Here is a 12,832-nt window from a genome sequence, read left to right as displayed (position 1 = left end):
TACAATCAGTACAATTGGGTACTTTTTTGAGCAAGGTTCTTAAATTTAGTACTTTTCTACGATCGAAATAACATCATAAAAGCAATAAATCACCACCTAAATTTCATCAACAAGCAAAAATGTGCCAGCAACTGGATTCAAGTTCAAATAGAGCAACAGTCACGACTCAAAGTAAATGATGGGCTACTATTTTATACTCTATTTAGTGAATACCTACCTTCCATTGAATTCTTAATTATTATTCAATATTTCAATACAGTATGAACTGCTTTTAGTGCCACCGCAGCATTCCAAATAATGCAGTCTCTATTGCCTACGCTTACTAGTTTTGCTTCCTTATTCTCCAACACCTATAATATGAAACTACAACCTTATTAATATTCCTGACAACACCACTTTCTGTTGTCAGGAATATCCATTTCTGTGAAAGTCTTTACCGCAAGGAAATATAATGACTTACACACTAAATGTACTTGGCTTCCCTATGGCAGAAGATGCGCCTAGTCAAGCGTACCCCGAAAACCAACTCGATGATTTCCCTTCTGATTTACAACAGAATATTGGTGTAGCCTTCTCAGGAGGTGGGACACGCAGTGCTTGTTGTACCTTAGGGCAGTTAAAAGCCCTGCACGACACTGGTATTTTGCCAAAGGTTAAATACATCTCTTCGGTCTCTGGTGGAACATGGGCTAGCGTCCCTTTTCTTTTCCTACCTGCAAATAAAATAGGCAATTATTTCTCTGGGGTTAAAAATCCAGATCAAATAGACCTGACCTCAGGTAAGGAAATTAGGCGCCACTGCTTCCAGTACTGCTTAACCCATGCAACCGTCGTCGATAAACTCCTGAAAGCCGCTTTCAACGGCAAAGGTGATGAAAGCTTCGCTGAGGTCATTGGTAAAACATTCTTAGCCCCTTTTGGCCTTCATGACAGCAACAAGTATTTCACCTACAGCAATACAACCCTTGAAGAAGCACTCGAAAGAAACCCTGAAATCGTATCTGCGGGTATACTTGGCCCAAATGACTTTTTCACTCAACGCGCTGGCACTCCATACATGATTGTAGGCGCTACCCTACTCAACCACGATGGGATCGAATTCAAAAAGAAATACCCTGTTGAATACACGGCTTACTACTCAGGCATTCGTACTTTCTTTGAAGATAAAGATTTTTTCAGTAAAGACGATTATTTTGGCGGGGGTTATATCGAATCCTTAGGTTACGACTGTATCGGTCCGAGAAGAGAGTATCAACAAAGTAACAAACCAGTATTCACCGTTAAGCGTCCGGGCAAAGGCTTCTTCGACTGGACACCAGAAAGAGCCTTTTCGCTGTCAGATATCATGGCAAGCTCCGGTGCAGCCCCTCAAGAATTTACCAATACCATTGGGCTAGGCGCACTTGGCTTTCCCGAGTTTTACCATATTCCAATGAGAACTGAAGCAGGAGCCGCAAAGGTTGCCGAAGAGTATCCACACTCTGACGGCGGACACATGGAAAACCTAGGAATTATGCCGCTTCTTGCCAGAGAAGTTACCCGGATATATGTCTTTATCAATACCAAGTGCGTTTATTACCCGCAAAAGAACTGGCAGCCAAATATGGCAGAAAATAATGTTGATATCGAAGATACCAATATCAATAAATCTGTCAAAGGACTCTTTGTCCCCCTCAAAAACTGGTTCGGATTATCTAAGTTTGATGATAATTTGGTTTTTCACGACGGAGCTAACAAGCTCAAAGAACTAATCACGGCATTTAATACGCAAGTGACTGTAGAAGGAAATAGAAGGACTTGCTACGCCAAAGAAGGGCTAGTGTTCACCCAACAACTCGTGACTAAAGCCAATTCGCTATTTAGTGTGCCGGATGGCTTGCAAGTAGAAGTGACCTGGGTTTACAACCAACGAAGCAAAACTTGGGAAGATGCCCTGAAAGACCAAGCTATTGCCGAAGAAATTCGTCAACAACGCTCAGATCACCAGCATTACGATCCACTGAACCTATCCAACTTCCCTCACTATGAAACCTTTTTGGAAAATGGTCCGGTTATAAACTTGCAACCACTGCAAACTAATCTGCTTTCGAGCCATGCCTACTACGTTGCCACTAATGCATTCGCTGTAAACTAAGCATTCCTAAGAATTCCGACCGTGATAATTTAACGGTCGGAATAAATCCATCAGAACCTTTGTGCGGCGAGCCCTTAAATTTGCTTCTCGTATTTGAGTGGCTTTATTTTGCTAACTGAGCTTCGACCAGCGTCTGCCAGTAACGCATACCGGTGCCTAGAATCTCATCATTAAAGTCATAATATGGATTATGTAAAGCAGTACCACCACATTCACCAACACCATTACCAACGAGAATGTAGCAGCCTTTAACCTCGCGTAACATAAAAGAAAAGTCTTCGCTAATTGTAAACGGCTCACAATTTCCGACCACGTTCTCAACGCCTACAACTTTCTCGGCCGCAGAAATCGCATGCTGTGTTTCTTCTTGCGTATTGATTGTCGAAAGGAAGCTGTTATTAAATCGGTATTGATAATCTACACCTGCTGACATGCATTGACCCGCAACGACTCGCTCAATCCCTTCTTCTATCTTCCGCAAGGCTTCGTCGGTAAAACTACGAGTATCACCCGTAATTGTTACCTGCGATGGGATAACGTTAACCGTGCCATTAGTTTCAAAATTAGTTACAGAAATAACCGCAGTTTCATTAATCGCACTCAGATTACGGGAGACAATTGTTTGTAATGCTGTAACGACTTGCGCACCTACAACTATCGGATCGGTCCCCATATGAGGAAGCGCGGCATGCCCACCGGTAGCATTGATCACAATTTCAAAACTACTTTCACTCGCCATGACAGAGCTAGGGCGAGTCACAAATTTACCAGCAGGAATACCTGGTAGGTTATGCATCGCATAGATTGCGTCCATTTTCCAACGAGTGAACAGACCATCGGCAATCATAGCTTTAGCGCCAGTTCCCCTTTCCTCATCAGGCTGGAAAATAAAATAAACAGTACCATCAAAGTTTCGATGTTGGGCAAGTTCGCAAGCCGCACCCAATAGCATCGCAGTATGGCCATCATGACCACAGGCGTGCATAGCACCTTCAAGTTTTGAGGCATGGCAAAATGTATTTTCTTCTTGTATTCGCAAAGCATCCATATCAGCTCTCAAGCCAATACTTCGCTCACTTGAACCTTCACGTAGAATACCGACGACACCAGTGCCACCGATACCTCTATGAACTTCAATGCCAAACTCCTCAAGCTTATTTGCAACAAACTCTGCCGTTTTGAACTCTTCAGTACCAAATTCAGGGTATTGATGAAGATGACGGCGCCATTCAATTGCTGCTTTATCTACAGTCATTTATTTCTCCAAAGAAGAAGCTACCCTATGGGTAACTTCTATCAGTATTTATTTTGATATTAAGCTTCTTGAGCTTTGAGTTTTTCTGCTGCCTGGGGCTCTTCTTTTGTTTCATATTTAGTGAACACATAAAGTGCGACAACAATCAGAGATACAATAATGGTTTTGCCCACCGCCAATTGCTCACCCAGCGTAAACACAGCAACTAAATAGCCAACAAGTGGCATCAAGTTTAGTGCCATCGTCGCTTTTTCAACGCCAATTTGTTTAAAGGAATATAGCTGGACCAGGTAACTACCACCCGAGATACCAGTACCAAGGAAAATAAGCAGAGCAATCAAAAGTGGGCTAGAGAATATGATGTATATCTGAGAGAGATCTAACCCCATTGCGATGACAACGAAGATCCCCATCACAGCTACCGATATATACTGATAAAGCATTGAAACAACAGAACCATACTTTTCTGCTAGACTCGCACGCAGGTGAGCTGTCCATGCAAGTGCTAGCATTGAACAGGTTACATAAGCATAACCAAGCAAAGGTGACCCACCGTCAATGGTATTCGTTGGACCAACACTCATCGCATAGATACAAATCGCTGACGCAATGAATGCCCCCCACTGGACCTTATTCATTCGGAAATTCATAAACATCATGCCAAAGAATACAGTCGCAAAAGGTTGCATACCTTGAATCACACCGTTTTCTGTAGCGCCAATATGTGCCAGTGAAAGGAAGTTAAAAAGTGAGAACACCCCTTGGCCTACGATACCGCACAAGACGATTCTACCAATGTCTTTTTTATCTATTTTAAGTGATGCCCCCAAGTCTACACTCAAGCTCTTGCTGCGAGAGGTAAAGAGGAAAATGATTGACAAGCCAATCACGGCAGTAACATAGCGGAAGAACACCAATGTCATTGGATCAACCGCCATAGATAAAGGCTTAGATACCACCCCGGTAACGCCCCATATACATGCCACGGCAATTGCCGCAACCCAGCCTAGAAATGTATTTTTATTTGTTGTGTTCATATCTATCCTTAAAATTCAAACGTTTGTCTACGCATGATTAGACGTTCGTTGGCTATATCCGTAACTGGGTAAAGTTAGTCGATAATGATTAATTCTGGTTCAGCGCGTTCTGACAGCCATTCCGCACCGTCTTCCGTGATCACGATATTCTCTTCGTGCACCATGGATTTACCCGGGGCGTAAACCATTCCCGGCTCTAGCGTCATCACCATGCCCGGCTTCAGCACCGTGTTGTCCGTAGCCGTATTCGATGGACGCTCGGTCAACTCCATACCTAGCCCATGGCCAAGACGCCCTACGTCATTGCCCAATGCACCGTTTGCTTCCAATACCTTCCACATCGCGTTGTAGATATCGGTGGTCGTTGCCCCTGGCCTTGCGGCTTCAAAGCCTTTGGTCGTCGCTTCATATGTGGCACGATACGCCGCCTTGGTTTGCTCACTCGCATGACCAAACGCCCAGTTGCGGTCGAAATCCGAGAAGTAACCATCTCGCACCGCGCCCGTATCAATTATCAGCACATCACCCGGTTCGATAATACGGTCTGTAGGCCCCATAATGATGCTGTCATAACCATCAGGCCCCGAGCCCGCAATGATATATGGACACTCATCGGCACCTTCAAGCAGCATATCAATCCGAAAACGCTTGCAAATTTCACGCTCGGTCATACCCGCTTTGGCATACTCTGGGACCTTGTTGAAACCAACATTAGTAATGCGGCAAATTTCGCGAGTTTTCTCAATTTCTGCCTGAGATTTAATTTGGCGAAGCTCGTGCATATCTAATGACACATCAACGAAGTCTTTCTTCACCATGGTGGTCAGTTGGAGGTAGTTATTCACCGGCATACGCAGATGGGATTCAATACCCAAAGTTGCACCCACGCGGCCATGGCGGCAAGGCAGTGAATTCAATGCGCTTGCAACTAAGCTGATACCGTCATCCTCCGGGCGCGGGGATGGCCAGGTAATGATGTTATCTATCCAAGTTCCTGCCATACCGCTGGCACCAATTTCAGGGATGATAGCAATTGGCTTACCTTCTGCTGGCACGATAACGAACCAAGGGCGAGTTGGGCTATGCCAAAACTGTGTATGGAAACCCGTGAAGTAGCGGACATTTGGCTCGGTGGTGAAAATCATGGCATCCAGCTTTTTGTCATGCATGACTTTTTGAGCGCGCTGAGTTCGATTTTCAAACTCAGCCTGTTCAAACCCTCGATTCAGATAATTGGTCATTGGAACCTCTTTGCTTGTTCTTATTAGGCTTAGTAAAAGTTAACAAGCCTTATAGTTAATCTTTGTGAACGGTACAAAAAGAAGTTTACGGATATTTCAGTCAAATAATGTGACCAACACCCTACAGTTAACTATTGTTCACTATCACCCCCTAAATTAGCGATAAAACTTGATCTCAGTCAACAATGAGTTACCTAAAGTTAACCATATGAACTAAAGAGAATCTCACGTCCGTTAAATTAGTTACATTTAGTTAATTCCCAGGTTGATTTTGGTTCACCATAGGAGGACAATCACCCCCACATTAAAGTTAACAGTAGTGGTCTATAATGAATGCATCAGCTTATAAGTCATTTAATGTGGAGTTCACGGATATTGACCGACAATATCTCGAGTCTAACTTTCGACTAGCGGAAACCATTGCAGACTTTATTGGTCCGCACTGTGAAGTCGTTATTCACTCATTTGAGAGCTTCGAAAAGTCCGTCGTAAAGATTGTCAATGGACACCACACCGGAAGGGAGCTTGGCTCTCCAATCACTGATATGGGGCTAAGAATGCTCAGTGCATTCGAAAGAACAGGTGAGGTCACGCCTAAAAGCTACTTTACCAACAGCAAAGACGGTTCTTTGCTTAAGTCAACGACTTGTGTCCTTGCAGGAGAAAATGGTAAACCGATTGGTCTTTTCTGTATTAATATGAACCTCTCCCATCCATTCCCTGAAATCATCAAAACTCTAATGCCTGATGCATCTCTTCCACATGTAGGAGTTCATGAGAATTTTAGTTCATCAGCAACTGACGTTATAGAACAAGCGCTAGAACATGCCATTGAAGAAGTGCAGAACGATACCTCTATTAACTTAAAGAGTAAAAATAAGGCGGTTACCAAGGTCTTATTTGATAACGGTATCTTCGAACTGAAAGAAGCAACCGGCCTTGCTTCCGAACGATTAGGCATTACACGCCACGCAATTTATAAATATATTCGCGAGTTCAAAGCATAAACTTTATAGATTGTTCATGAAGGAGGGGCGCTACTGCAAGGTAGCGCCCCTCCTTCATTAACTCCCTTGATAAGCCAACTTACTTAACTAATGTTGTAGGTTAATTGTGTTTTTTTAGGGGTTACAAACAACACCATGCCGCCAACAATCAAGCACATGGCAATAATGCGAAGCGGAGTTACCTCCTCATCGAAAACGAATTTTCCGATAAGAAACGCAGAAACTGGCATGAGATTCAAAGCCATGCTGCTGCCATCTACTCCAACTCTTTCGATACTGTAGATATACACAAGATAGCCTAACCCAGACACACAGCTACCAAGAATTAGAATGCAGAGTAATTCATATGAAGGAGTTAATATCAGCCATACACCGCTTACATCTACATCACCAAACATCAAATAGAAAAAGAACCCTAATGCTGCAAAACCAAATTGATAGAACATTGTTTGAGCCGCGCCATATTGCTTGGCAAGATTAGCTCTCAAATGGGTAACAGAGGCAAAGCTGAGTACACTTAGCAAGCAAATAAAGTGGCCAATGTTCACTCCTTGCTGATCTGAAGACGGGGAAAATACAAGTAATGTCACACCCGCAAGTGCTACAACAGCCGCGCCCATTTGAGCTATTGTAAATCGTTCACCATAGAACAGTGTCCCCATAAGCAAAATAGCGATAGGGACAAGCCCTTGAATAACACCATTTTCTGCTATCGATATATAGTCGAGAGACAAGAATGAAAAGAAGCTAAATAACCCCTGCCCAACGACGCCGCATAGGAATAAACTCAGAATGTCTTTACGATTCTCCCAGCGGAAGTGAAGTACTATTGGCTTCTCTCGATGAGAGGAGGAGGAAAATAGAGACACTGCTAAAACAATGAACAGTACAACGGATGCAATCAAATACCGCAACCATACAATCACCTGAGCATCAATCATCTGTAGCGGCAATGTCGCCAGAGACCCTTCGGCTCCCCACAACAGCGCTACAAATGTTGCTGCAATCCATCCTTTAGCAGTGTTTGACATCGTTAGTTGCTCTCAGCCAGTTTCACTTCTGCTTCTGGCTCTTTTTTATGAGAGCACTTCATAAACATCATCATGGAGCAAATAACCACAGCAATTGCTAGCAGCCTCATTGGGGTCACAGCTTCACCTAATGCAAATACAGCTAGAATGAAAGATGACAGAGGCATTAGGTTAAGTGCCATCCCCGTACCGTCGACACCGACTCTTTCCATCGCATAAATGTAAATTAGATAACTGATACCAGAGATACCCACACCCAAAATAGCGATACATAGAATACGTAGAGGCGAGCTGAAGATTCCCAGTGCTGATGAGAAATCAGCACCAGCGAATAGAAGGTAAATACCGAAACCTATCGCCGCAAAAATAAATTGGTGGTACATCGTTGCGACAGAACCATACTTCTCAGCCAATTTTGCTCGTGCATAAGCCATTGTTGAGAAACTTGCTGCACTACCGAAGCAGATAAGGTGTCCGATATTGAAACCGCTACCTTCTACTGATGGATCGGTGACTAGAATAGCCACACCTGCAAATGCACCAACGGCTGCAACAACCTGTAGCACAGTAAAACGCTCACCATGACGAAGGAAACCGACGCAAAGGATAATAATTGGGATCAAGCCCTGTATAACGCCATTTTCAGACGCCGTGATATAGTCCAATGAAAGAAACGAAAGAAAACTAAATGCACCCTGGCCTATGATCCCGCAACATGCAGCCCAAAAAATATCATGGCGATTGTCCCAATTTAATTTAAAGTCGACTTTCTTCTGAGGTTTACCAATTGCATTGCTCACCTTAATAATGACAAACAATGTAATAAAGGCCACACTATAGCGAACCCAGACTAAAACCTGTGCATCCATTACTTCAAGAATCGGTGTACCTACTATCCAGGGAATACCCCATAGTAAACCGATAAATATCGCTGCTAACCAGCCTTTTGCAGTATTATTCATTTTCCTTTCCTATAGATTTAATAGTTTTCCGTAACCAGGACACTGTGCTTTCTTCCCAACCAAGTGCATGGCATGCCAGAACATGGCTGAATTGCTACAAACAACGGGGATATTGAATTTGGTTTCAATCTCTTGAATATGGTCGAGAACACGAAGGTTGGTGCAAGACATGAACACCAAATCCACATCAGATTCAGACAAGATGATGTCTAGCGCATCTAACATGGACTCTTTTGAAATTTTGGTAATATCAGTATCTTTCTCAATACCCAATGAACCCAACACACTCACTTCAAACCCAGCGGCAGTAAGTTGCTTATACAGGGGAAAATTAACCTCTGTTGGATAAGGAGAGAACACGGCAATCTTCCGAGCACCTAAGTGTTTAAACGCGGCTTGAGCCGCTGTCCAAGGGTTTGTCGCCGGAATATCACCACGGTTTTTTGTTAGTAAATGCGCGACTTTCTCTTCCCCAATAATGATTGATGCGGAAGTACAACCAAATGCCATTACATCCATTGGTAAACCGGTTGCAATCAAATCGGATGCTTCACTGATTCCAATCGCTATTTGGTCTAACGCCTCTGGAGTCATTTCACTGCTGTAATAAACACGCGAACTAAATACACCCGCTTGCGTACCTAACAGTTTTGCCCAATCCATTTCCAACGAATGATCAGTACTTAATTGCACCAAACCAATATGAACACGACCAATTCGCGGAGCTTGAGTGTGAGAAATGTTGATTTCCCAATCTTTAAATTCTTGTATGCTTTCCATAATATTTTCTCTTCGGAGCTTCTCTGAATATCAGGAAACAAAGAAGCCCGCAGGGGAATTAGTCGATAATGATCAATTCTGGCTCAGCGCGCTCTGACAGCCATTCCGCACCGTCTTCCGTGATCACGATATTCTCTTCGTGCACCATGGATTTACCTGGGGCGTAAACCATTCCCGGCTCTAGCGTCATTACCATGCCCGGCTTCAGCACCGTGTTGTCCGTAGCCGTATTCGATGGACGCTCGGTCAACTCCATACCTAGCCCATGACCAAGACGCCCTACGTCATTGCCCAATGCACCGTTTGTTTCCAATACCTTCCACATCGCGTTGTAGATATCGGTGGTCGTTGCTCCTGGCCTTGCGGCTTCAAAGCCTTTGGTCGTCGCTTCATATGTGGCACGATACGCCGCCTTGGTTTGCTCACTCGCATAACCAAACGCCCAGTTGCGGTCGAAATCCGAGAAGTAACCATCTCGAACCGCGCCCGTATCAATTATCAGCACATCACCCGGTTCGATAATACGGTCTGTAGGCCCCATAATGATGCTGTCATAACCATCAGGCCCCGAGCCCGCAATGATATATGGACACTCATCGGCACCTTCAAGCAGCATATCAATCCGAAAACGCTTGCAAATTTCACGCTCGGTCATACCCGCTTTGGCATACTCTGGGACCTTGTTGAAACCAACATTAGTAATGCGGCAAATTTCGCGAGTTTTCTCAATTTCCGCCTGAGATTTAATTTGGCGAAGCTCGTGCATATCTAATGACACATCAACGAAGTCTTTCTTCACCATGGTGGTCAGTTGGAGGTAGTTATTCACCGGCATACGCAGATGGGATTCAATACCCAAAGTTGCGCCCACGCGGCCATGGCGGCAAGGCAGTGAATTCAATGCGCTTGCAACTAAGCTGATACCGTCATCCTCAGGGCGCGGGGATGGCCAAGTAATGATGTTATCTATCCAAGTTCCTGCCATACCGCTGGCACCAATTTCAGGGATGATAGCAATTGGCTTACCTTCTGCTGGCACGATAACGAACCAAGGGCGAGTTGGGCTATGCCAAAACTGTGTATGGAAACCCGTGAAGTAGCGGACATTTGGCTCGGTGGTGAAAATCATGGCATCCAGCTTTTTGTCATGCATGACTTTTTGAGCGCGCTGAGTTCGATTTTCAAACTCAGCCTGTTCGAACCCTCGATTCAGATAATTGGTCATTGGAACCTCTTTGCTTGTTCTTATTAGGCTTAGTAAAGGAGTTAACAAGCCTTAAAGTTAATATTTGTGAACGGAACAAATAGAAGTTTACGGATATCTTAGTTAAATAATGTGACCCAAACCCCAAAGTTAACCATAGTTAACCATAGTTAACCATAGTTAACTAGAATGACATTTATGGCGATAAAATCGTGATCACGCCCCACCAAAGTGACACATAGTTAACTTAGGTGTTGACCAAAGCAAAAAAAAATAGTCATATAGTTACCAAGAGTTAATTTTAAACCAAATAATCAAATTACTCTCAAAATGACACACGTCAATAAAGTTAACTAAAGTTATCTACTCGGTGTTGGAATTTGTTAAAGTTAGACACCGATGCAAGATACAAAAACCAAGAGATTGAAAATGAAAACTAAAGTACATACAGACAATGCACCAGCAGCTATCGGCCCTTACTCTCAAGGCACTGTTTTCCAAGGTTTGGTATTCTCATCAGGTCAACTACCATTAGATCCAAAAACCATGACGTTTGTTGAAGGTGGTATTACTGAACAAGCTCGCATGTCACTTGCAAACCTTAAAGCAGTATTGGAAGAAGCAGGAGCTTCAATTGAAACCGTTGTAAAAACAACATGTTTTCTTTCAGATATGGAAAACTTTGCTGCATTTAATGAAGTGTATACTGAAGTATTTGGCACAGAAAATGCGCCTTCACGCTCATGTGTAGAAGCGGCTAGACTGCCAAAAGATGCGCTTGTTGAAGTAGAAGCAATTGCTTACGTAATTAAATAAATGTAATGAGAAGGCCACTTTAATTTCTATGGCCTTCTGTTCCGTCAACTTTATCCATTAAGTGTGCCTCATGCTAAATCTATCTAAAAATACATTCTTTTCCGGTAAAACAAGCGAACTCTTTAGTGTTGAGCAAGCAAAACAAGCCCGTGCATTTCATTCTCAAATTGATGGCTACCAACCAACACCTCTAGTTTCTTTACCAGCATTGGCAAAACAATTCGGCGTAAAAGCCATTTTGGTAAAAGACGAATCAAAACGATTCGGACTAAACGCGTTTAAAGTTTTAGGTGGCTCTTACGCTCTAGGCCGCCAACTAGCAAAACATCTTAATGTTGATATTACTGAGATAGACCTAAAAACAGTAGCTACAAAATTAGAAGAACCTCTGACTTTTGCAACTGCAACTGCTGGTAACCATGGAACAGGTGTTGCTTGGGCCGCTCGTGAAATGGGTCAGCAAGCGGTTGTTTATATGCCTAAAGGCTCCCCTCAAGCCAGTGTTGATCGTATTCGAGGTCTAGGTGCTGAGTGCATTGTTACTGAAGTCAACTATGACGATACGGTAAGACTGGCAAACGATACAGCTCAAAAAAATGGCTGGATGCTTGTACAAGATACAGCTTGGGAAGGCTATGAAGAAATCCCAACTTGGATTTCTCAAGGCTATATGACAATGGCCGACGAAGCGATTGAGCAAGTAACCGAATTAGGTTTTGAAATGCCAAGCCATGTACTATTGCAAGCTGGCGTTGGTGCAATGGCAGGTGGTGTACTAGGTTACCTTGCCGATAAATTAGATCCTACCAAATTCGATACGGTCATCGCGGAACCAAAAGCTGCTGACTGTATTTACCGTTCAGGTACAAGCGCTTCAGGTAACATGGTTAACGTCAGTGGTGAGCTAAACTCAATCATGGCAGGACTTGCGTGCGGCGAGCCAAACCCAGTCACTTGGCCAATTTTGAGAGATTGCAGTCGCTATTTTGTTGCAGTTGAAGATAATATTTCTGCTACGGGTATGCGCATCCTAGGTAACCCTCTCGCTGGTGATGAGAAAATTACTAGCGGTGAATCTGGTGCGATTACATTAGGTACGCTTAACGAGTTAATCAAACTCAACAGCGAAATTGGCCTTACTAAAGATTCGGTTGTACTGCTTTTCAGTACTGAAGGGGACACAAACCCAGAACGCTACCGTCGCATTGTTTGGGAAGGAGCGTTCCCTGCTAATTAATTATGCAGCTCCCTGCCCTTTTCTAAAGTGTCGCTATTCCTAGCGACACTTTTATAATTGAGTCTCATACCAAGCACAGCTTTCTTAATCGCACTTCCCTATGGCCTTATGCCAGCCTACATAAATGT

Annotated in this window: 11 protein-coding genes; 4 read left to right on the top strand and 7 right to left on the bottom strand. The window is 43.6% G+C overall.

Annotated elements, in window-relative coordinates:
• Nucleotides 1-451 precede the first annotated feature (451 nt).
• Nucleotides 452-2,134: a hypothetical protein gene (locus tag C9I98_RS05450; RefSeq protein WP_107271677.1), complete on the top strand. Its 1,683-nt coding sequence runs from the start codon at nt 452-454 to the stop codon at nt 2,132-2,134.
• A 103-nt stretch (nt 2,135-2,237) separates the two neighbouring features.
• Here C9I98_RS05450 and C9I98_RS05445 read toward each other — a convergent pair whose 3' ends face one another.
• The 3 genes from C9I98_RS05445 to C9I98_RS05435 all read right to left on the bottom strand — a co-directional run bounded on the left by C9I98_RS05445 (nt 2,238) and on the right by C9I98_RS05435 (nt 5,667).
• Nucleotides 2,238-3,389 carry a M20 aminoacylase family protein gene (locus C9I98_RS05445; RefSeq protein WP_107271676.1) on the bottom strand — a complete coding sequence of 384 codons (1,152 nt, stop codon included), beginning with the start codon at nt 3,387-3,389 and terminating at the stop codon, nt 2,238-2,240.
• Between the two features lie 59 nt (nt 3,390-3,448).
• Nucleotides 3,449-4,426: a DMT family transporter gene (locus C9I98_RS05440; RefSeq protein ID WP_036827901.1), complete on the bottom strand. Its 978-nt coding sequence runs from the start codon at nt 4,424-4,426 to the stop codon at nt 3,449-3,451.
• Nucleotides 4,427-4,500: 74 nt separating this feature from the next.
• Nucleotides 4,501-5,667, bottom strand: a complete 1,167-nt coding sequence (locus C9I98_RS05435) for a M24 family metallopeptidase (protein WP_107271675.1) — start codon at nt 5,665-5,667, stop codon at nt 4,501-4,503.
• 329 nt (nt 5,668-5,996) lie between these two features.
• Between C9I98_RS05435 and C9I98_RS05430 the strand changes: the two genes are divergently transcribed.
• Nucleotides 5,997-6,674: a helix-turn-helix transcriptional regulator gene (locus tag C9I98_RS05430; protein ID WP_036819072.1), complete on the top strand. Its 678-nt coding sequence runs from the start codon at nt 5,997-5,999 to the stop codon at nt 6,672-6,674.
• An 83-nt stretch (nt 6,675-6,757) separates the two neighbouring features.
• Here C9I98_RS05430 and C9I98_RS05425 read toward each other — a convergent pair whose 3' ends face one another.
• Genes C9I98_RS05425 through C9I98_RS05410 form a run of 4 tightly spaced genes read right to left on the bottom strand, consistent with a single transcriptional unit; the run spans nt 6,758 to nt 10,672 of the window.
• Nucleotides 6,758-7,705 (bottom strand): DMT family transporter, encoded by a 948-nt coding sequence (locus C9I98_RS05425; RefSeq protein ID WP_036819070.1) that lies wholly within the window; start codon nt 7,703-7,705, stop codon nt 6,758-6,760.
• A gap of 2 nt (nt 7,706-7,707) precedes the next feature.
• The gene (locus C9I98_RS05420; RefSeq protein ID WP_036819068.1) at nt 7,708-8,667 is read right to left on the bottom strand and encodes a DMT family transporter; all 960 of its coding nucleotides are present in this window, start codon (nt 8,665-8,667) and stop codon (nt 7,708-7,710) included.
• 9 nt (nt 8,668-8,676) lie between these two features.
• Entirely contained in the window at nt 8,677-9,447 is a 771-nt protein-coding gene (locus C9I98_RS05415) for a maleate cis-trans isomerase family protein (protein WP_036819066.1), read from the bottom strand.
• 58 nt (nt 9,448-9,505) lie between these two features.
• Entirely contained in the window at nt 9,506-10,672 is a 1,167-nt protein-coding gene (locus C9I98_RS05410; RefSeq protein ID WP_107271674.1) for a M24 family metallopeptidase, read from the bottom strand.
• 408 nt (nt 10,673-11,080) lie between these two features.
• On the opposite strand from C9I98_RS05410, the gene C9I98_RS05405 reads away from it, so the two are divergent.
• Nucleotides 11,081-11,467 (top strand): RidA family protein, encoded by a 387-nt coding sequence (locus tag C9I98_RS05405; protein ID WP_036819372.1) that lies wholly within the window; start codon nt 11,081-11,083, stop codon nt 11,465-11,467.
• Between the two features lie 70 nt (nt 11,468-11,537).
• A complete protein-coding gene (gene dpaL, locus C9I98_RS05400; protein WP_036819368.1) occupies nt 11,538-12,704 on the top strand; it encodes a diaminopropionate ammonia-lyase in 1,167 nt (388 codons plus the stop codon).
• Nucleotides 12,705-12,832 lie beyond the last annotated feature (128 nt).

The organism is Photobacterium sanctipauli, from assembly GCF_003026495.1.
Taxonomy (GTDB): Bacteria; Pseudomonadota; Gammaproteobacteria; order Enterobacterales; family Vibrionaceae; genus Photobacterium; species Photobacterium sanctipauli.
This window is presented reverse-complemented; position numbering and strand designations above follow the sequence as displayed.